At 54.6% G+C, this 19,860-nt stretch carries 17 protein-coding genes, 1 tRNA gene and 1 pseudogene; 9 read left to right on the top strand and 10 right to left on the bottom strand.

The window, feature by feature from the left end:
• Positions 1-44: 44 nt before the first annotated feature.
• Positions 45-1,274, top strand: a complete 1,230-nt coding sequence (locus ACR0KS_RS10420) for a DNA recombination protein RmuC (RefSeq protein ID WP_170563923.1) — start codon at positions 45-47, stop codon at positions 1,272-1,274.
• Positions 1,275-1,277: 3 nt separating this feature from the next.
• Here the strand turns inward: ACR0KS_RS10420 and ACR0KS_RS10415 are convergent, their stop codons facing one another.
• From ACR0KS_RS10415 to ACR0KS_RS10405, 3 genes are read right to left on the bottom strand one after another with little or no spacing between them, the layout of a single operon-like run.
• Positions 1,278-1,679, bottom strand: a complete 402-nt coding sequence (locus ACR0KS_RS10415; protein WP_170563919.1) for a hypothetical protein — start codon at positions 1,677-1,679, stop codon at positions 1,278-1,280.
• Positions 1,680-1,738: 59 nt separating this feature from the next.
• On the bottom strand, positions 1,739-2,389 hold the full coding sequence (locus ACR0KS_RS10410; RefSeq protein WP_170483669.1) for a ChrR family anti-sigma-E factor: 651 nt from the start codon (positions 2,387-2,389) through the stop codon (positions 1,739-1,741).
• A 10-nt stretch (positions 2,390-2,399) separates the two neighbouring features.
• Complete coding sequence (locus ACR0KS_RS10405; RefSeq protein ID WP_170563917.1) at positions 2,400-3,056, bottom strand: sigma-70 family RNA polymerase sigma factor; 657 nt, start codon at positions 3,054-3,056, stop codon at positions 2,400-2,402.
• A 147-nt stretch (positions 3,057-3,203) separates the two neighbouring features.
• Here ACR0KS_RS10405 and ACR0KS_RS10400 point away from each other — a divergent pair, with 147 nt between their 5' ends.
• The 3 genes from ACR0KS_RS10400 (at position 3,204) to ACR0KS_RS10390 (ending at position 5,616) form a co-directional block, all read left to right on the top strand.
• Complete coding sequence (locus ACR0KS_RS10400) at positions 3,204-3,977, top strand: DUF1365 domain-containing protein (RefSeq protein WP_170563914.1); 774 nt, start codon at positions 3,204-3,206, stop codon at positions 3,975-3,977.
• 88 nt (positions 3,978-4,065) lie between these two features.
• On the top strand, positions 4,066-4,383 hold the full coding sequence (locus ACR0KS_RS10395; RefSeq protein ID WP_170387622.1) for a DUF3775 domain-containing protein: 318 nt from the start codon (positions 4,066-4,068) through the stop codon (positions 4,381-4,383).
• Between the two features lie 153 nt (positions 4,384-4,536).
• Positions 4,537-5,616, top strand: coding sequence for a hypothetical protein (locus ACR0KS_RS10390; protein WP_170563911.1), 1,080 nt, complete (start codon positions 4,537-4,539; stop codon positions 5,614-5,616).
• Positions 5,617-5,683: 67 nt separating this feature from the next.
• Here the strand turns inward: ACR0KS_RS10390 and ACR0KS_RS10385 are convergent, their stop codons facing one another.
• The 3 genes from ACR0KS_RS10385 to ACR0KS_RS10375 all read right to left on the bottom strand — a co-directional run bounded on the left by ACR0KS_RS10385 (position 5,684) and on the right by ACR0KS_RS10375 (position 10,020).
• Positions 5,684-7,918, bottom strand: a complete 2,235-nt coding sequence (locus ACR0KS_RS10385; RefSeq protein ID WP_480693192.1) for a CHASE2 domain-containing protein — start codon at positions 7,916-7,918, stop codon at positions 5,684-5,686.
• A gap of 33 nt (positions 7,919-7,951) precedes the next feature.
• Positions 7,952-8,920, bottom strand: coding sequence for a FecR domain-containing protein (locus ACR0KS_RS10380; RefSeq protein ID WP_170563909.1), 969 nt, complete (start codon positions 8,918-8,920; stop codon positions 7,952-7,954).
• 428 nt (positions 8,921-9,348) lie between these two features.
• Positions 9,349-10,020, bottom strand: coding sequence for a tyrosine-type recombinase/integrase (locus tag ACR0KS_RS10375; protein WP_480693191.1), 672 nt, complete (start codon positions 10,018-10,020; stop codon positions 9,349-9,351).
• Between ACR0KS_RS10375 and ACR0KS_RS10370 the strand changes: the two genes are divergently transcribed.
• On the top strand, positions 10,002-11,045 hold the full coding sequence (locus tag ACR0KS_RS10370) for an AAA family ATPase (protein WP_170563903.1): 1,044 nt from the start codon (positions 10,002-10,004) through the stop codon (positions 11,043-11,045). The genes ACR0KS_RS10375 and ACR0KS_RS10370 overlap by 19 nt on opposite strands.
• Before the next feature lie 326 nt (positions 11,046-11,371).
• Positions 11,372-11,461: transfer RNA gene (locus ACR0KS_RS10365), tRNA-Ser, on the top strand.
• 502 nt (positions 11,462-11,963) lie between these two features.
• Here the strand turns inward: ACR0KS_RS10365 and ACR0KS_RS10360 are convergent.
• The gene (locus ACR0KS_RS10360; RefSeq protein WP_170563900.1) at positions 11,964-12,443 is read right to left on the bottom strand and encodes an ion channel; all 480 of its coding nucleotides are present in this window, start codon (positions 12,441-12,443) and stop codon (positions 11,964-11,966) included.
• A gap of 535 nt (positions 12,444-12,978) precedes the next feature.
• Positions 12,979-13,368 (bottom strand): hypothetical protein, encoded by a 390-nt coding sequence (locus tag ACR0KS_RS10355; RefSeq protein ID WP_348540231.1) that lies wholly within the window; start codon positions 13,366-13,368, stop codon positions 12,979-12,981.
• 638 nt (positions 13,369-14,006) lie between these two features.
• On the opposite strand from ACR0KS_RS10355, the gene ACR0KS_RS10350 reads away from it, so the two are divergent.
• The 3 genes and pseudogenes from ACR0KS_RS10350 (at position 14,007) to ACR0KS_RS10340 (ending at position 17,538) form a co-directional block, all read left to right on the top strand.
• Complete coding sequence (locus tag ACR0KS_RS10350; protein WP_170486466.1) at positions 14,007-14,474, top strand: DUF992 domain-containing protein; 468 nt, start codon at positions 14,007-14,009, stop codon at positions 14,472-14,474.
• Positions 14,475-14,913: 439 nt separating this feature from the next.
• Positions 14,914-15,141, top strand: a pseudogene (locus ACR0KS_RS10345) (SH3 domain-containing protein); the annotation flags it as partial.
• Between the two features lie 15 nt (positions 15,142-15,156).
• Positions 15,157-17,538 (top strand): hypothetical protein, encoded by a 2,382-nt coding sequence (locus tag ACR0KS_RS10340; protein ID WP_480693226.1) that lies wholly within the window; start codon positions 15,157-15,159, stop codon positions 17,536-17,538.
• 351 nt (positions 17,539-17,889) lie between these two features.
• Here the strand turns inward: ACR0KS_RS10340 and ACR0KS_RS10335 are convergent, their stop codons facing one another.
• Both ACR0KS_RS10335 and ACR0KS_RS10330 read right to left on the bottom strand, forming a co-directional pair.
• The gene (locus ACR0KS_RS10335) at positions 17,890-18,378 is read right to left on the bottom strand and encodes an acyloxyacyl hydrolase (protein WP_170486464.1); all 489 of its coding nucleotides are present in this window, start codon (positions 18,376-18,378) and stop codon (positions 17,890-17,892) included.
• A 30-nt stretch (positions 18,379-18,408) separates the two neighbouring features.
• The gene (locus ACR0KS_RS10330; RefSeq protein WP_170563890.1) at positions 18,409-19,848 is read right to left on the bottom strand and encodes an arylsulfatase; all 1,440 of its coding nucleotides are present in this window, start codon (positions 19,846-19,848) and stop codon (positions 18,409-18,411) included.
• Positions 19,849-19,860 lie beyond the last annotated feature (12 nt).

Raw genomic sequence — 19,860 nt, 5'->3', positions numbered from 1 at the left:
GTGCTGCGCGGTAAGAAGAATAAAACAAGAACACCCGAGGCGACATGATCGAGATTGCTGGCACCCAGATTGCATTGAACGACCCCGTGATCCTGATCGGCGGCGGCATTGTCGCGCTGATCCTGCTGTTGTTGTTCCTGTCTTTGCGTGCAGCCAACCGATCCGCCCGGATGTCAGAGCCATTGGCGCGGCAGATGGCGCATCTGGGACAGAATGTGCAGCAGTTGGGGCAAGGGCAGGAACAGTTGCGCGGCGGCCTCCAGCATGTCTCGGACACGCAGGCCAATGCGCAGGTTCAGGTGATCCAGACGGTTGAGGCGCGGCTGTCCTCGGTCCAGCAGCAGATGAATGACAGGCTGGCGGACAACGCGATGAAGTCCGCCCGCGCGCTGGCCGAGATGCAGGAGCGGATGAAGGAATCGCTGCATGGTTCGTCGAAACAGACCGCGACCTCGCTGACGCAGTTGCAGGAACGGCTGGCCGCCATCGACAAGGCGCAGGACAATATCACCAAACTATCGGGCGATGTGCTGTCGTTGCAGGACATTCTGTCGAACAAGCAGACGCGCGGTGCGTTTGGTGAGATTCAGTTGAACGATATCGTGTCCAAGGCGCTGCCCTCGGACAGTTTTCAGTTGCAGGCGACGCTGTCGAACGGACGTCGGGCGGATTGCCTGATCCATTTGCCGAACCCGCCGGGGCCGATCGTGATCGATAGCAAATTCCCTTTGGAGGCGTATGAGGCGCTGATCGGTGCGACAAATGACATGGAGCTGAAGGCCGCCGTTCAGATGTTCCGCAGCACGGTGCGCAAACACATCACCGATATTGCCGAAAAATACATTCTGGACGGCGAAACTGCCGATGGCGCGCTGATGTTCCTGCCGTCCGAGGCGGTCTATGCCGAGTTGCACGCCAAGTTCCCCGAACTGGTGCAGGAGAGTTTCAAAAAACGAGTCTGGATCGTCTCGCCCACCACCTGCATGGCGACATTGAACACGATGCGCGCGATCCTGAAAGACGCGCGGATGCGGGAACAGGCGGGGGCCATCCGCAAGGAATTGGGGATGCTGCACAAGGATGTCGAACGGCTGGGCGACCGCGTGGCCAATCTGGACCGTCACTTTGGACAGGCGGCCAAGGATATCTCGGACATCAAGATCAGCGCCGAAAAAGCCGGACGTCGCGCGCAGCGTCTGGACAATTTCGATTTCGAGGAACTCGCACCGGAGGATCACGCCAACGTGGTGCCGCTTGGTAAAAGTGAGGCTTAAGCTCTACTGGATCGAGAGGTCCAGATTGTACCCAACCGTCTTGTCGGCGTCCCGGTCATTGCCCATGAGGTATACGCGGATCGTGTAGTCTCCGTCTTCTGGCAGATCAACCCGTGCGGTATTCCCGTTGATGGACCCGTTATAGATTGCAGCGCCGTCGCTGCCCGGAGGTAGGACGTTAAAGTAGATTACACCATACCCGTTGGTGTCGCTGACCTGAAGTTCTGCGAACAGTTCCTGCCCGGCTTTCGCACCCAGTCGGTAGTCAAAATACTCTTTGCCCGTAACGGTTCCGTTGACCATTGTGCCATAGTTGCCTGTCTCAAACTTCACGTCGGCAACGCTCTGTGCATTGGCAGGCGTGGTGAACCCGATACAGGCAAGGGTCAGGGCAAGTGCTTTCATGACTACATCCTCCGATTGCAGGGTCGAAGTCTCAGTGTAGCATAAAACGGCTGTTCAGGTCAGATGCGTAGAAAGGGCTGGAACAGGCGCGGCATCAGCTTGCTGAACTTTAGCGGCGCATCCGTCACGGCCAGGCAAATGCAATCCTCAGAGATGTCCGCCGTTGGCATGTGGTGCAGGTCTTCATCCGCAATCTCGACATCGCCGCGCGCAAAATGGTCGACTTCGTCCGAGAATGCCCCTTGCAGGACCATCGTCAGTTCCATGCCATTGTGACTGTGATCGGGCACGGCGGCCCCTGCCGGGATAAACAGCAATCGGGCTGTCGCTTCGCGCGTTGTGGGCAAGATCGCCTGTTTAACGCCCATCCCGATCGAGCGCCACTGGATGGCATTCACGTCGCCGCCGACATAATCCTGCAGCGGCGCGGGAAGCACGGAACAGCCGGGGCGCGCTGGCTTGGCCACCGGCGCACCCTTGGCGATCAGCGCCATGGTTGCGGCCAGCGAACCGTCGCTCAGCGCCGCACTATCATCCTGATCCTGCAAGACACACCCGCCGACAGCCTCGAAACTTTCGGCGCGCGCGCGGCAGTGGTCGCACAACGACAGGTGCGTTGCGACCATCAGGTCGAATGCTTCTGGCAGACCGCCTGCGGCATAGGCCATCAGCAGGTCATCTGTCAGGTGATGTTTGATCTTGTTGCTCATCGTCATCATCTCAGTTCATCGCGTGGCGCAAGCGGTCCAGCGCCAGCCGTATGCGTGATTTGATCGTTCCCAGGGGCAACCCGGTCTGAGACGCAATCTCTCGGTGACTCAGGTCGCCGAAATACGCCTTTTCGATCAGTTCTCTCTGCGCCTCTGGCAACGCTGACAATGCGTCGCGCAGTTGCGCGGTTTCCTGTTGCAACGCAACGACGTCATGCTGTTCCGGTTCTGCCTCGGGACCCCAACCCAGATCCTGGGGTTCCGGTCGCCGTTGCTTGCGCAGCACATCAATGCGTTTGTTCCGTGCGATCGTGAAGACCCAAGTGGCCACGGTCGCGCGCGAGGGGTCGAACAGATGCGCCTTGTGCCACAAGGTCGCCATCACCTCTTGCGCGCATTCCTCGGCCATCGCCGCATCAGACCCCGATTTGATCAGGAACGCCTTGATGCGAGGCGCAAAGTACTGAAACAGTTCGGCAAATGCCGCCTGATCCTGCGCATCCCGAATGCGGGTCACATGTCCAACCCACTCGGTCTTGGTATTGCAACTGCCGTTTGCTTCGTTCACCGGCCTGCCCCTGGTACGTTCTTTCGCGTGCCAGGTTTTTGCTAGGGGCCCGTCGGCCACCGGTTCATCCAAGCTCGCGGTATCGATCTCGGTAAACATAACCACATTACGCGGGGCTGCCCAAGGCGGATCACTTTCTGTGGCAAATAATAATCCATATGGGCATTCGCTTCGTAGAATATCTGTATAAGGTCTGAGGAAAAGGCCGCCGTTTGAACGGTTTACAGACAGAATGGAAAAGGTCGCATGAAGCGGGTCGATCACATTGCAGGGCATACGTATCACGGGCGGAAAGGCGCGATAGAAAACGCCTTTCGGTATTCGCTCGACTACATCCTGCTGGACCCGGAAAATACCGGTCCCACGCCCGCGTTGTTCTCTGTCAACGGGGCAAACGTAACGAACTGGCGGGATCGCGATCACGGTGGAGAGCCCGGCAAAGGGCGCGGTGCCGCGTGGCTGCGCGAGCAGTTCCATGACCTCGGGGTCACACAGCCGAACCGGATCATGCTGTTGACCCAGCCGCGCGTTTTCGGCCACGTGTTCAACCCGGTCAGCTTCTGGTTCTGCTTTGACACGGAAGGCGTGCTTTATGCTGTTGTGGCCGAAGTGACCAATACTTACGGCACGCGCCACAGCTATCTGTGCCACAATCCAAACTTTGCGCCGATTCAACCGTCAGACCGGATCGTGGCTGACAAATTGATGCATGTGTCCCCGTTCCAGAAGATCGAAGGCACCTATACGTTCGGGTTTGACTTCCGTGCCGACAGGGTCGGCGTCTGGATAGATTACGGGCGCGAAAATGGCGGGCTGATTGCAACGCTCACCGGCCCACGTGCTGCGCTGACGGACCGAGTGATCCTCTGGTCGTTGATACGCAGACCGTTTGGCGCGCGGCGCGCGTTTGCTCTGATCCTTTGGCAGGCGCTGAAACTGAAACTGAAAAAGGCCCGGTTTCGCCCGTTTCGTTCCTCTCCTGTTCCGGATAATCCAATCTCGCGGGTCCGCGAGCCATAAGCGGGCGTTATTTGCGTAAGATCAAAGACTCAGGCCACGCCGAGTGTTTGTGGTAGAATGGAAACCGCGAACACGAAGGAGTTGGGTCATGTTGGAAATCTCGGCAAGAAAAGTCGCTCAGGTCGCCATGATGGGGCGGGAACTGAACCGGGCCGAGGGCGAATTGCGCGCTTTCATCGACCGGATGAGCGAGGATGAACAGGCCGAACTGGTTGCCGTCATGTGGATCGGACGCGAGAGCTTTTTCGCCGAGGACTTGGCCGAAGCCATCGCAACCGCCAAGGCCGAGGCGTCTACTCCGTGCGCGGACTATCTGATCGGAACGCCGCACCTGTCGGACCACCTTGAGAATGGTCTGGATTCGCTTGGTATCTCAGCCGAGGATGTTGAAAACGACCTGATGTAGCCTTGCGGACGGCAGGAGGGGCGGGCAGGGATTCCTCAACCCGTCTGATCACCTGCACAGAACTGTCGCCCAGATGCCAGTGATCGGGTAGCCTGCTCCTGTGGCCCGGGAATGCCGTCGCGCACTCCGGGCAAGGACAAGGGAGGGTAAGCGATGCGATCCGCGTTGCTGACGGTTTCGGTCTTGGCGTTCCTCGCGGGTGGCGTTGTCGCTCCGCGTCCGTCGTTGGCCTGTCCTGTCTGCATCACCCTGCCAGAATATTCGTTGGCTGACCGCATCCTGTCGGCGCGCGTGATCGTGCTGGCGGCGCCAACACCGGATAATCCCTTCAGGTATTCGCCTGTTTCAATCCTGAAAGGGACGCCAAAGCAGGTTTCAGGCTTGCCGGACATTCCGTATCTGGTCGACAGCGTGACCAGATCCGCGTTTCGCGTAGATCCGAACAGAACCGTTCTCATGATCTATGGAGACGGATTGCGGGACAAAGCCGGTCGCAGCCTTTCAACAGGCTGGAGCAAAGGGTTCCTGATGACACCAGAACGCGCGGAGTTCGTATCGGAGATACGCGAACAGGGACGCGCGTGGGCTTTTGGGCAATCGGCTGATCCTGCCCGTGTGTCGTTCTTCGGCAACTTCCTGGGGCACGAAGACGCCGTATTGCGGAATGCGGCACTGATCGAGTTTCACCGCGCACCTTATGAGATTGTCAGGCAGTTGCGCGTTTCGCACCCGATTTCTCCGCTGTTGCAGGAGCTATATGATAGAAACCGCCTCGCGTATGCCCCGGCGATCATAAGGTTGCTGGGCCTGCAATCCGGCCCCGAAGCTGCGCAGGCGGTCAGAACGCGGTACCGCACGGCGCTGCGCGTCGGCGACTTGAACCTTTATGATTGGGCGCTTGCAGGCATCGAGGTGGCTGGCTCTGAGGCAATCGAGGCGATAGGAGGTGCCTTGACGCAATCCAACCACGCTCTCCAAGCTAAGCGGGATTTGGTTCAAGCCCTGACAGATGGTGGGACCGCCCGGTTCGAGCATCAGGCTCAAATCCTGAGAATATTCGAGCGTGAGCTGGAGAAAGACGCTTCGCTTGCGGTCTGGATTGCCCTTGCCGCGAAGTCTTGGGAAACGGATGTGCTGAATTCCCGGTTCCGCTCGATATTGATCAGTGAAGAATTGGAGCCAGCAGCCCAGTTTCTCGTTGAAAACACACTCGGTATGAGCGAGCCACGCTAAGACAGCGCGTTGCAGGCGGCAGGGCTCGCCAATTTTGGGATGTCTGGAGTGTACTGGACGCCTCGGCTCAGGCAGAGGGTCGCCGTGCGTGACCGTGATGGCTGAAGACAACCTGACTCGACTGGACATCCGACCGGAAATCCGCAGCCCGCCCCGGCAGCGTCAGATAAAACTGTCGCAGGCCGGGTTCGATATCCGCCGCCATTGCCGCGCAACGGTGGCACATCCGTTCGATGCGCAAGTGCGAATGGCGCTCGCGTACTGCCGCGATCAGGTCAGCATGTGCCTGTGACAGCTTTTGGAATTCTGGACTGTCTGTCAGGGTTTTGTCACCGACCAGAGCATACACGGCCTCGAGGTCGGATTTGCCCTTGAGATCGACAAACCCTGCCTCCAACATGGCTAAATCCTGCCGTGCTGCCCGGTAGACCGCGCTTGAGACCAGAATATCGTAATCGACGTGACGGCAACTCTGCTCGATCCGGGCCGCGACATTCACGACATCGCCGATGACGGTATAGTTGAACCTGCTGCGCGACCCGATATTGCCCACACACGCCTGACCTGTCGCGCATCCTGTTGCTAAGGCGATGGGCGGCCGACCTCGCATGACGTCCGACGCGTTGAACCTCACCAGTGCCTTGCGCATCAACAGCGCCGCGTGCGCAGCCCGACACGGATGGTCCTCGACCGGAAGGGGCGCGTTCCAGAATGCCATGACAGCATCCCCGATGAACTTGTCGATCGTACCCCTTTCCTTCAAAATCTGGTCGCCCACCTGAGAAAAAAGCTCGTTCAGCAACGCGACAAGGTCGGCGGCCGACACGGACTCGGACAGCGGTGTGAACCCCCGGATGTCCGAGAACATTACCGTGATCTCCTGAGTCTCGCCGCCCAGTTGCAGACTGTGGCCTGAAATTTCCATCTCATCCAGAATCTCGGGGGCGACATAGTGCGAAAAGACCTGCCGGATTTCCCGTTTTTCCCGCTCGGTCGAAACGAACAGATACCCGGCGAGCAAGCCAAAATTGGCCATCCCGCCCATCAGCGGAAATGTCACGTCGAACAAGACAAGCTGGTTCTGGAAGGCCAGCCAACTGGTGCCCAGAACAACTGCAGCGGCCGCGCCGCCCGCAACAAAAGAGGCGACGGCACCAAAGCTGGACATGACCGCGATCACAATCAGGCCAAGCAGCACGAAGGACAGCAATTCGAGCGCGGCGGTGACGTCCGAACGGCTGAGCATTTCCCCGGTTATTATCTGTTCCAGCATCTGTGCATGGATCGAAACGCCCGGGACGGATTCCCCCAGCGACGTCTGATGCATGTCGAACAGACCAGCCGCCGAAGTGCCAACCAGAATGATCCGGCCCTCGATTTCCGCCCTCAGCGCCGGGTCGTCCGGGTTTTGCATGACATCATCGGCCGAGAGGTAAAGCTCGGGCCTGTCTTGCCGGTACCGAACCCAGACCTCGCCGTTTTCGGTCGTCGGCAACCGAAAGTCACCAAGCTCGACTGCCAGCATAATCCCTTTTTCGTCGGGCGCACCTTCGGCCAGAATGAATGGTGCTCCGATTGCAACCCTCAAGGCTTCGATCCCAAGACCGGGGAGGGGACCATTTGGGCCGCCCCACAGCACCGGAACACGCCGCACAATTCCCGTTCCACCCAGCGGGGATACATTCACTCCGCCGATCCCGGCTGCGCTGCGGTCGAGCGGTGGCGCGATCGGAGTCCAATAGGGGACGGCAATCAGCCCGGCAGTCGGGTTTTCACCGATTTCGATAATTCCGGTTTTCGGGGTCACCTGACTGCCTTCATGCGAAAGCTGCGCCGCTGTTCCCATCACGACGGGCCAGTTGGCGACTTCCAGTCCGAACAGAACATCGTAGTCCATCTTTTGCGCGCGACGTTCTACCGTAAGAACGCCTGCGAGGGCAGGATCGTTGAGCAACCGAGCCGGCGAATACCTGTCTGGTTCAACAAACAACATATCAAACGCAATCGCCGCGGCACCGTATTCGCCCAGGTTTTCAACCATCTGTGCCAGAATTGTTCGCGGCCAGGGCCATTGGCCCCAATTCGCCAATGACTTTTCGTCGATGTCCAGAACCCGGACCGGCAAATCCGGGTTGTATTCCCGCGGCATGATGCGCTGCAGAATGTCAAAGTAGATCAGCCGGGTCATTCGCACGGGGTAGGGGTCCATGACCCTGATGAAACAACCGATCAGGATCAGGCCCAGGCCCACCAGCCGAAAGCCGCGCCTCCGGCCAATCTTTTCTTTGGGCTTCACGGTCACGTTAACCTCCGAAGTCACTGGGCGATGCCCATGTTAACGCGCTGCTTGATTACCTTTCCCCTTCCCGTGGCCCGGCCCTTTGCCTTTTCCGGGGTTCCCAAAGCCACGAGCGTTTCTGTTTTGCCCACCCGGATTGCTGCCGTCCCCGTGACCCGAGCGGTTTGTCTTGGTTTGCGGTTCCGGCGTCGGTGGTTCTGGCGTCGGTGGCTCTGGCGTCGGTGGTTCAGGTGTAGGCGGCTCTGGCGTCCGAGGTTCAGGCGACCGAGGCTCAGGCGACTGTGGCCTGCTGGTGGGGGCCGGGGTTTCTCGGAATGCAGCCCTTTGCCGCCGTACAGGTGTTGGAACCGGTGCGTCGGATTTCAGGACCGGAACAGGCGCAAGCTCTCCGGCACATCCGCCAATATCGATTTGCAGCGGACTAAGCAGGTTTTCCTGCGATTGGACAAAGGGGAAACCGTTTTGCAGAGCCAGTTCATATTGCTCCTGATCCACGGGGCGGCCGACATTTCCCTGCTGGCTCGTGGCAAACAGGCTGCACTGGCGCCCGGTTGACCGACAGCTTCCACTCAGGCTGCACATTTCAACGTTGCCCTCCAGTACCAACATTGCACTTTGGGTGCCGGGCACCACCCACATATCGAACGTCGTGCCACGAACGGCCATTGTCGCTGTAGGGGTTTGGATCGAGTAGGCCCGTTTCTTGCTTTTGCCCGAGATGAAGCGAAAGCTGCCGCCCAAGGCCTGAACCGCAAAAGACTTGGCCTTGCGGCTGCCACGCAGCATCGTCACGTCCAGAATCATGCTGGCGTTCGGACCAATGGCGATTTTGGTCTCATCCACGAAAACGAGTTGGACCAATCCATTGCCGTCTGTTGAAATCGCATCTCCTGATGCGACCTCCATACCGGATTGAAGGGGCCGTGATTCTCCGGCGCGTGTTATCTCGGCGCCCTGCTTGACGCCGATAACCGTGCCGATGTTGGAAAATGCCGTTGCGGGCATCAGCGAAATACACAAAAAAATTATGAATACTCTGAACCAGGCCAAGCTTCTATTCCCCCAAATAGATTACGTCGTGAGCGATGCGCTCACTGCCCGGTTTTAGCCTCTGGAAAATCGCGTGTTTTTTATTGATGCTGAAAATATGTCTAGCCAAATATGCCTTAAACACCGTGGTTTTGGCAAGTTGGTTACTTTTGAACGTCCGAGGAGGTTACATTTCGCCCCGATCTTCAGACCTATTGTCATAGGATTGGCAGAGGTTTCGGGACGACGGATATCAAATAGGTGCCGGTTTCCAGAAAATTGACGATGCACGGGAAAATCGCCTTGTATCTGGTCCACCGCCGAGGATATACCGGCCAGCGGAGACGTGGCCGAGTGGTCGAAGGCGCTCCCCTGCTAAGGGAAAACTTGGTCAGAATATTCCCTTATTTTACAATACGTAAGCGGGAATCTAGTTCGATGTTGCCAGATTTTTGCCGAAAGTCCCACCCATGTTCAAGCAGGCGATCCGCTAAGTCGTCAGGTGCAATCTTTCTATAACGATTGGCCATTTCGCTCTTTGCCCAGCCCCCGAGGTCCATGAGCCCACCGAAGTCTCTTGTCTGAGCGTAGTACCAAGTTGCCCAAGTATGCCGGAGAACGTGTGGTGTCACATCTTTTCCAAGGCCGGCCGCATCTCGGGCCTTGTTAAACGACGCTTGCATTTGACCGCCGCCATTCTTTCTCAACTTGATCGGTTTTCCATATGGCGTGCGGAACATGCGTCCCGACTCGGGCAACTCCCCCATTAAACATACAGCACGGCTAGGTAGCCGTACCAAGCGCTCACTCGATACAGTTTTACCTGCGCCGTCCTCCTCAGCAGGAATAAACTGTTGAGAGGTTGCTGGATTCCAATCATTAATGTCCGCTGCAAAGCACTCTCCTGTTCGGCACCCAGACCCCAAAAGGAAAGCAATCTTCTTGAGTGTATACAGTTCGGGCTTGTCGTGGCGCGGCAGGGTAAGTTGGGCGGCGGCTTTCAATAGCGCCTCAGCTTCTTCTGGATGGAGCCAGCGAACTCGCTTGTTATCTGTGGATGGCCTTTCCCGATCCAAAGGCTTGCTTGAAATTTCTTCCGATTTCGGTGCTTCAATCTGCCATCACAGACCGCTCACCAAGGGATGACGAAGAAGCCTTTATGATCTCTGCGGAGAAGCGGCACCTGAGAGGTCTTGAGAGGGCTGCAAAGAAACGGAGGAAGCAGGAATCCCGCTATGCGCTACAACCCCTCTCAGAATTGCCCAAAACCATCGAGAGATCAGCTAAAGACGCCGGAGTGCTGGATGCCTTTCGTCCCAAACATTTCGACATCCTGACTAGACAAAGCTTGGAAAGCCTAAAGGGCTTGAAGATTCGGTTTCCCAACGCCGAAGCAGCAATTGGCCTGGTGCACGATCAGCTCTATAGGCATTGGCAGTTTGGTAACGACCGGTTGCAAATGCGTCCGATCATCCTCGCCGGCGAACCCGGGGTTGGTAAAACCAGATTGTGCCGCGAGATCGCAAATGCTCTCGACATTGATGTTACCATCCGAAGCGTTGCGGGTCATGCTGACGCAAACATTTTTGGAGTAAGTGCCGGCTGGTCGACCGCAATGCCAAGCGTCATCACAAAGGCTGTTTGCAGTTCAGGAGCAATCAATCCGCTCATCATGATCGACGAGTTGGACAAAGCGTTGCCAAGCCACAATGGTAGTGTTTGGGCGGAACTTCTGGGGCTCCTCGAAAATACAGAAGCTCAGACATTCTACGAGCGATTCCTGGCCACAAACGTGAATGCGTCCCACATCAGTTGGCTGTTCACAGCAAACGATTTGAGCAAGCTTCCTCGGCCACTGCTAAGCCGCTGTTTAGTCGTTCACGTCGACAGTCCTAGCGTTGAACAGGTTCCTAGTATCATTCAAAGCCTGAAGGCTGACTACGCTCAAGAACTGGGTGTTGACGAGCGGATGTTTGGGATGACCGTGGATGACCATGACTGGTTGTTAAACACATGGCCTGAACATCAATCTATCCGCGTTCTTTCAGAACTTTTAAGAAATTTGATCGACAGATCTCAAACTCTGATTGCCTCGGTCTAAAAGGCAGAAAGTGAGTTGAACACATCCATCGAAGATGGGGTAAACCGGGAACAGTCTGCGATATCCTGTACGGGTTTTGTACGAACAACCGACAAAGAAAGAGACCTGATTGACCGCTGGGTACATGCTGGTCGGTGGAATATCGCGGTATAGACAGAAGCGAAGAACAAAACTTGAATATTTGTTGCCAGAATCTTGCCTCTTACGTGCGCGCATTCATGCTTTGTTCTGCTTGGTTTACATTTTTTGCGGCATTCCCACAAAACTCAATCTCCCATCCTTTTTGGCCTTGTGGGCATGGCGAATAGAGTTGTATACGCATCAGCGGAGACGTGGCCGAGTGGTCGAAGGCGCTCCCCTGCTAAGGGAGTAGGCGGGAAACCGTCTCGAGGGTTCGAATCCCTTCGTCTCCGCCACCATGCCCGTAAAAGCTTTTTGATTATAAAGCCTTATTGGGCGTTATTGTGCGGAAACCCACCAAAAAACCCACCATAACGATCTTGATTGCCTTAATTTGCGTTCTTGCTTGAGTTCTGTGAGTCGACAGGAGCGCCCCGTGACGCGAGAAGTTCTAGACCGGGGTTGGTCGCCCACGATATCCCTGCTCCGGAGTTCAAACTATCAGAATCTATTCGAGTGCGAAGCAATGTTGCTTGATTCGGGTAAAGCCGATTTGCGCTTTAATTCTCTGCGTAACCAAGACCACTTGGGGCTTGGTTTGATCATTCGCCGAAATTTCGAGAGTGACCACAATACGGACAACGCTAAACGCAGTTACAAAAGCCTCCGCTTGCCGCAAGAAAAGTCTTCGAAAATGACCTGTCAAGTATCTGTTTTTCGCCTAACCAGCTTAGACTTGTAGGAAAGCAAGGTTCAGAAAGCGAAAATACTTACTAGAACACTGCTAGCTAAAACTCACTAGTCTCGCATTCCGTGTTGAACTCGGCCCACGTGTCGAAAAATATCAGTGAGCATAGCCGTCATCAGGCCAAACATAAAAAAACCGTTTGCGCCCGTCATCCCACCTAGAAGGCGCTGGTTTTGCGGGACCACCACGTCGCCAATGCCCAAAGTTGTATAAGCTACCAGTGAGTAATAGACCGCCTCCTCCCATGTCGTGAATACCGACATTTGCACAAAAACCAAAGCCCACAACCAAACGCCAATTGAAGTTACGGTCATTATGCAAAACAAAACCATGAGCAAAACAACGACGAACGAAATAAAGCGATATTTTGGACGGCGAAGCCATAGGTCCATCCTTCCAACTACCTCGTTGAGAATGCCCCACATTATTGCACCAATCATTATAGCAACTACCGAAATGACTGAACCCAACAATAATTGACCAAGCACGAGGTGTTTCTCCTTTTCCAACTTGTGCAGCAGGGCCGCCAAGGTTGACACTACCACCCGCTTGTGCCCGCGCTCAGACGACGAAGTCGTCCAGCCTACAACCGAACTGCATCTCGTAGGCGTTCAAGCGAAGGGAAATAATAGATGCAAATAGAAATCGCGACTTTAGCTCTGATAATCTTGCCGTCGGTAGTCACTGTACTGATTGTCGTCATTTTGCCAAAAACCTGTTTGGTGATCGCAGTCGAGGGGACAAGAAGCAATGATTGGTATGGATGACGTCATTGAAGACGCGCAGTTTCTTGAAAACGGCAAATAGAAGGGAAAAGATTTTCACCTGAAATAAGAGATGAAATCAGAGATCTAGAGGTCTAATTGGGGCTCTCTGCGGACATCCTACAGATTTGGTCAGATGACTTGTTTGAGACGCAAGCAGAAAATCTTTTCAGATAATCAAGCCAACTCTAACCAACGACCTTGTGGAGATTTTGGTGGAACACATAGGATCTTCAAAAGTGGAACGAAATCCGGTGGTGGCCCGCTCAACAAATCCTTAGGTCGCTAAATTGTTTCATTTTCAATTCAAAATGCCGTCCCCGTCTTTGTCGCCCGATACGAAGTCTTCACTCATTTGAGTGGAAAACTCGCTGGGAGATACCGTTCCGTTTCCGTCATCATCCAGAATTTCGAAGGCGTCTCCAGCTAAGTAGTCATCCACTTCGTCTGCAGACAGTTCACCGTTGTTATCTGTATCAATAATGTCAAACGCATAGTTGGAGAATGCATCGTACTCGGATTTCGATACTGCGCCGTCACCATCTTTGTCCAATGTGCTAAGGTCACTTTGGTCCATCTTTAACTCTTCAGTCAGTGCTGTGCCTGAACAAGCGAACAGAATTGGAATCACGAGTTGCCGCACTTTCATAGCGCTCTCCAAGTTAACACGCGTATCTTTGGCCAGCTGCACCGCCAGCAACGGCGCCTCCAGCTGTCAGAATATCCTGACCACTGCCACCACCGAACTGATTTCCTATCGCCCCTCCAATCAGAGCACCCCCGACTGTCCCAGACAAACATGCAATTTCATGTTGTCTTTGTGCCTGTTGCTCAGCTGTTGGAGCAGGCCCGCAAGCTTGCAGCACAAGCGCTAGACAGCTGAAAACTATGGAAGCAAAAAAGATACTTTGTTTCATTTCTTCCTTCTCCACTGATCTAATGGCTAGTCTTTAGAGCCTCACAAAAAATCTGTGTGGTACCTTGCGGCCAAACCCCGATTGTACGAGCTCAAGTCAAGAGAATGCTCGAACCACGTAATACAACAATCTCAAGCGAATAGAGAGCAATTCGACAAAGCGTCTCCGATTTTGTCGTGAAATGGGAATGACAAGCTCTCAAAAATCTCAAGAATTTGTATTTGAATAACGGACTGGCATGGGATTTTCGCTGTCGCCGAAATACGTGAAGAGTTGGATTTTTGATGCGGGTGCGGACGTTTCGACCAGACTAATAATCCGTGTCGAACATGATGCCGAAAAGCCGTATGAAAACAAGAAGTTGCGACCTCTGTTGACGGGAAGAGGGCCCTATCAAAGGGAGTAAGGGAGAATGAGATTTCGGGCATTTCTTGCATTGATAATTTTTGTCATATGCTCAGGCCAGGCTAGTGCGCAGTCTCCAGTGGATCTGGGCAGCTTGTCCTGTTCTCTCGCGCAAGCTAGGAACTTCATTTTGGTTAGCAAAATGGACTTGGACTGCACCTTCATTCGGATTGATGGCGGTAAGGAGAAATACCAGGGCAGAATCCAACGGGTTGGAGTCGATCTTTCGATCAGAAAAAACTTCGTTGTCGTTTGGAATGTGATCCTCTCCGGCAACACGAAAAATCCTGGCTCGCTGGCCGGAGAATATGCAGGGGTTGGCGCCGATGTATCTTTAATCGTGGGTCCTGGAGCGCGAGTGCTTGTTGGCGGTGGAGACGACGCTATCACTCTCAAACCTCTCAGCATTACCGGCGTGAGAGGTACGGGTGCCTCACTGGGTGTAGAGAGCTTCGTGCTCTCGCCAGCGTCGTGACTAGGTAGCGCAGCCGTTTCCCCAAGTGGGTTAGAAGGCAGAGCCGATATCCATTCCTTAAGCGGTTTCTGATCAATTGGCCCTATAGACACGGGACCGCAACCAAAGGTGAAACCAATATCGCTACGGTGGTGCAGTTTGAACCACTTCCTGCGGAAGGCCTTAAATTTATAGTGTCCGCGTTTCTTACAACGGAGTGCGCATTGCGCTGAATAATGGATAGGCTTGCTCTTGGACGGCGTCGCGTCCGAAGCAGAAAACGCCAAGAAATCGAAGCAAACGAATGCCCGCTTCGGCTTCACTAAGCAAATAGCAGACGTCGGTTACTCGCCGGGAAAAGAAACCGCAGTGCGATCCATACACCAGCAGGTATTTTAGTCCCGCTGTGATGTTGGTTCAACTTTTGCGTCATCTAGAACAGTTTGCAAATTAGGTATCGATGTTTCGACAATTCACAGCGTTCATGTCTTCGTTTTTGCTAGTTGCGACCTCGGCCCTGGCAACTTCGGGTCAGGTGACTGCGAACCTTAATCTCCGAAGTGGCCCCAGCACGCAAGACGCGATTATTCTCACGATTCCAAATGGGAGCGCTGTAGAGATTCTCGACTGCAACGAGTCTGGGTCATGGTGTGCGATCAGTTTCGGGGGGCATTCAGGATTTGCGAGCGGTCGTTATGTGGTTTTGACCGTACCTGAAAGCGCCACGAGTTTCCCGCGCGCCTATGCGGGCAAGAACGACACTTTCATCGTACTTTACGAACCTCAGTACAGTGCCTGGACTGATTTCAAGGACCTCCATGCGCTAATTGCTACAGAGGTACGAAGGAGCGAAGAGGCGGAACCAATCTTCGGAGTGATCGGTGTCAGCGCGTCCACAACGGCGGTGACCGAGGATCGTAAGGTTATCGCCAGTAATATAAGGGTTACGCAACTTGATTTCTCGTCCTTGTATCGCGCCGAACTCGAAGGCTTAGCCGTAGGTGTCGGCGGCCTGCTACCAACGGAGCCCATTACTCTTGCCGAGGAAAGAATACTGGCAGGTCTTGCCAGCTATCAAAACGTCCGGGATGTCGAAGGTATTAAAGCCGACCCACCTGTCATTTTGGTCTCTTATGTACCAAGCAGGCTTGTTCAAACTGACGGACCAGCAATTTTTGCACCAGTCCCGGGCTCTCAGGGTATCGAGTTCGTAGTAAACACCAATTGGGACATCCTTCGTGTAGATGGCTCCTTCTGGATACGTGACCAAACATCCTGGGTAACCGCTTCTACTCTGGAAGGACCATGGACTGTTGTTCAAGAGTTGCCTGACGCTATCAAAGACCTTCCCGACGACGGAAACTGGGACGCAGCGCGGGCGTCCCTGTTGCCAGTCACTTATGACGAAGGTATGCCAGAGTTTTTCTACAGCGACCGGCCGGCCGAGATTATCGCTTTCGATGGGCCCGCCGAGTTTGAGGCTGTCCCTGGTACCGAACTTCGTTGGGCGTCCAATACTGAAAGCGATCTTTTCCATCACCGGTTGACAGATCAGCTGTACTACTTGGTGTCCGGGCGTTGGTTCAGTTCACCATCGCTGAAAGGTCCGTGGTCATTCTCGACTTTAGACTTGCCGCCGGATTTTCTAAGGATCCCTGAAAACAAGCCTTATTACACGGTTCGTGCAAGCGTTCCCGGGACATCGGAAGCCAACGAAGCTCGACTGCGAGCATCGATCCCGGAAGTTGCACAGGTCACGCTTGACGGCATGGAGAGTCCAGAAATCGTCTATGATGGCGATCCGCACTTTGTGCCGATCGACGGAACGGATTTGGCCTATGCCGCCAATACATCGGCGCAAGTGATCCATGTCGCGGACCAGTATTTTGCCGTAATCGACGGGATATGGTTTGTCTCCGATAGCGCCATGGGACCCTGGGAACCGGCCTTACAAATTCCGCAAGACGTCTACACGATACCTCCTTCTTCTCCGATGCATAACGTTACATACGTGAAAGTTTGCGACACGAACCCAACGTCAGTCACGTATTGCTACACGTCTGGGTATAAAAACACCTTTCTTGCATGGGGTGTGCTGGCCTTTGGATTAGGATGGTGGTTCGGAGACCGGGGGAATAAGTATTACTATCACTATTACCCTTACTATCCTCCCGGCAGATACCCGCCCGGTTACTATCGGCCACCGCCGGTGACCTATGGCGGCGGAGCGTATTATAATCCAGCGCGCGGATCCTTCGGGCGCTACGGATATGTTTATGGTCCTTATCGGGGCGTCGAAGCCCGAAGTGCATATGATCCCGCAACGGGAACTTTTGTACGCGGCGCGCGTGCTTATGGTGCAGAGCGTACCCGTGGTTTCGTGCATGCATCAAACCCGCGCACGGGTACTACCGCAGTAGTGCGAGGCAAAGAGAGTATTTACGGAATGTGGGCCACTGGAGCGGTCAAACGCGGCTCTGACTACGTGCGCGTGACGGCGGGCGAGGGTGCCCGGGGCGGTCAGGGCGTCAAATGGGACAGCTCTCGTGGCAGTGGCTTTGCGTTGAACGATCGTCGCGGTAACACTTTTGCCGGTAGGGACGGAAACGTCTACCGCAAGTCAGGCGACAATTGGCAACAGTGGGACCCTAATGGCGGTTGGCAAGTCGTCCCGAGACCTAGTCGCGATCAGTTAGGGCAACAAGGCCAAAGTTGGGAGACACCTGAGAGGGGGCGGCAACGACTGGGTGACAAAGACCGGTCCTGGACCGGGCAACGCGTGAATTCCGGGGCGCCGTTGCCCAGCCAAGTTCATCGTGATGCCGCGGCTCGCGCTTCAGCCAACCAACGCTCGCACGCAGTGCGCAAACAACGTTCCCCTAAGGGCGCAAGGGCACCTAAGAGCTCTTCTCCCCGAGCCACATCGCAAAGAGCGCAAACCCCGACAATTCCTCAGTCGTCAAACAAAGCTCGATCCTCCGCCCCTCGATCGCCGTCACGGGCAAAGGCCGGCGCAGTTCGAACCGGCAGAGCGCGAAGCGGAGGCACGCGAGGCGGAAACGCCAGAGCGGGAGGACGACGCTGATGTCTCCAACAGATTAGACTCGCTTTATCATTGCCAGCGGATTCAAATTCTAGAATCACCTTGGTGGTCACTGGCGAGCTTGGTAATAGTCTTGTCAGAAGGAATTGGGAATTGGCGGGCACGCAAGGGGCGTAAGCGGTATCCCAAGCTGCCCGGACAATAAAATAAAAGTATCTGCTGTCCAAGCGGGTTTAACAGACGCGAAACCGCTGCATGATTGCTTTCACCTTTGTCGACTTATAGGCACTTTTAGATGGCAGCATAGCCCGCAGTGTGGACCTCAGGGCAAATTAATTCTAACCGCCCTTCCACGAACACAGAAGACAGCTCATTCTAGACCAAATAGGACTATTAAAAAGGATATGCGTAACGCAGGGCAACCATTTCGCTTCCCGGATTGAATGGATTGGTCGAAGCGTTCGACTTGTGATCGATCGCGAAAGATATCTTGGCGCTGTTTTCGAGACGGTACCCAAGTCCTATTAGTGATCTGAATTGAAAATCTCCGCCAAGGTCTAGGCCATCTGAACCTTTGTGATAGAGACCTGGCATCAGACTACCTTCAATGAACCAATGGTCGGAAATTGACCATACCGCCGAAATGCCAATACCAGCCCAGAAGTCTGCGTCCGAATCGATCTGCGCTGCAACGCCAATAGCATATTCCGAAATTTCTCCTTTGAAAAAGGGAGTTAACCGGTACTCAACAACTAGTGCTGGCGCTATTTCATGTTCAAAGGAGTCCTCCGCGCCTACTCCTATCAAGAACTCACCTGCAACTGCGGGTGCTGTCCAGAAACTCAAAACGAAAAACAGAGATCTTGGAGCGATATTGCTCAACATTGGATTCAAACCAAAAAAAAACACTAGTCATTCAGCGGGTGCGTATGGATCCAGGGTTCCAGGCTTAATCGGAGGCTCTTTCTGAAGAGAGACAACGTGCTCCGTAAGCTGTCGTAGGGCAGCTTGAGGAACCCACGTCTCAGGGAACAAAACGTTCTGTGTTTCGCCAGGATCTTTATATAAATTGTAGATCCGCGGCACACCGTAGTCCACGGTACCCGTAAGAATGTTCTCCTGCTCCTTAAGATGTACTTTCCAGTTGCGCCATTTTACGCCCCAAACGTTGTTGCCCATGTAGACAACTACGCCTTCTCGATTTGAAACATCCTGATTTCCAAGGAAAAATTCAGTTTGATCGACCCCATCTATCATCCGGTCGTCCGGTACCACACCGTTGGCTATGTTGGCGAATGTCGGAAACAGATCCATTTCGTGAACGATTTCATCACTGGTTGCACCAGCTGGAATTCTTCCCGGCCAGCGCACAGCGAAAGGCACACGTAGACTGCCCTCGAAACCGGTAAATAACGATCCGCGCCATGGGCCCGCATTGCCAGGTATGAAGTATTCAATAGAGGGTGTGTTTGACCCTTCGGGCAATATCTCTGGACCATTATCGGCGGTGAAAATGAAGATCGTGTCGTTGCGAATGCCCAATTCGTCAATAGCGTCCAAAAGCATTCCGGAGTACGCATCGATCTGCGCCAACACATCTGCGAACCTCCCGTTTCCGGTAGAGCCTTCGAAGTCCGGATGTGGAACAAGGGGGTAGTGCGTCATGGTGTAGGGCAGATAGAGGAAAAATGGGGTTTCAGCTGCGACCTGACGCTCCATAAAGTCGATTGCCCGACTAGTTAACTCGGCGTCTATCAGCGCGCGCTGCTCAAGATCATAGTCCGTGACCTGTTGAGGCGTTGACCCGCGCCTTCCCTCGTAGATATAGGTGCCCGAAACACCGCTTTCGGCAAAGCCATCAAGCGTCGACCAGGGCGTTTCGTCGCTTGAGTTCGGAATCCCGTACCACTCATCAAAGCCTTGATCTGTGGGAAATCGACCTTCTGTGTGACCGAGGTGCCATTTGCCAAACATGCCCGTTGCATATCCCGCGTCAGAAAGCATTTCGGCCATGGTAACTTCCCACTGCACCAAGCCGTATACACCCCCGCCGAGGGGGATTGTGCCGTTGCCAGTCCTAACAGCGTAACGGCCAGTCATTATCGCTGCGCGTGAGGGAGTGCATTGCGATTCAACGTTAAAGTTGGTGAGTTTCAAGCCTTCAGCCGCCAATTTGTCCAAGCGTGGAGTTGGTGCGCCTCGCGTTATGCCACCGCCATTAAATCCCGGTTCGCCCCAACCGAAGTTGTCCATGAACACCAAAACAATGTTAGGTTTTTCCGCTGCGCAGACAGTCGCGCCAAACAGCGTCGTGACTGCAACAGCAAATGCATTAAGCGTTCGGCCCTTCATTTTGCCCTCCAA

The organism is Ruegeria sp. BC7, assembly GCF_056539165.1.
The sequence above is the reverse complement of the archived record's forward strand: the minus strand, read 5'-3'. Positions and strand labels throughout refer to the sequence as shown.

Bases quoted from the DNA above. Each gene is read 5' to 3' on its own strand.
- ACR0KS_RS10370 (WP_170563903.1), top strand. From the start codon at position 10,002: ATGGCCTTTCCCGATCCAAAGGCTTGCTTGAAATTTCTTCCGATTTCG.
- ACR0KS_RS10395 (WP_170387622.1), top strand. From the start codon at position 4,066: ATGTTGGAAATCTCGGCAAGAAAAGTCGCTCAGGTCGCCATGATGGGG.
- ACR0KS_RS10400 (WP_170563914.1), top strand. From the start codon at position 3,204: ATGAAGCGGGTCGATCACATTGCAGGGCATACGTATCACGGGCGGAAA.
- ACR0KS_RS10420 (WP_170563923.1), top strand. From the start codon at position 45: ATGATCGAGATTGCTGGCACCCAGATTGCATTGAACGACCCCGTGATC.
- ACR0KS_RS10415 (WP_170563919.1), bottom strand. From the start codon at position 1,679: ATGAAAGCACTTGCCCTGACCCTTGCCTGTATCGGGTTCACCACGCCT.
- ACR0KS_RS10405 (WP_170563917.1), bottom strand. From the start codon at position 3,056: ATGTTTACCGAGATCGATACCGCGAGCTTGGATGAACCGGTGGCCGAC.
- ACR0KS_RS10410 (WP_170483669.1), bottom strand. From the start codon at position 2,389: ATGAGCAACAAGATCAAACATCACCTGACAGATGACCTGCTGATGGCC.
- ACR0KS_RS10390 (WP_170563911.1), top strand. From the start codon at position 4,537: ATGCGATCCGCGTTGCTGACGGTTTCGGTCTTGGCGTTCCTCGCGGGT.
- ACR0KS_RS10380 (WP_170563909.1), bottom strand. From the start codon at position 8,920: ATGCCCGCAACGGCATTTTCCAACATCGGCACGGTTATCGGCGTCAAG.
- ACR0KS_RS10330 (WP_170563890.1), bottom strand. From the start codon at position 19,848: ATGAAGGGCCGAACGCTTAATGCATTTGCTGTTGCAGTCACGACGCTG.
- ACR0KS_RS10350 (WP_170486466.1), top strand. From the start codon at position 14,007: ATGAGATTTCGGGCATTTCTTGCATTGATAATTTTTGTCATATGCTCA.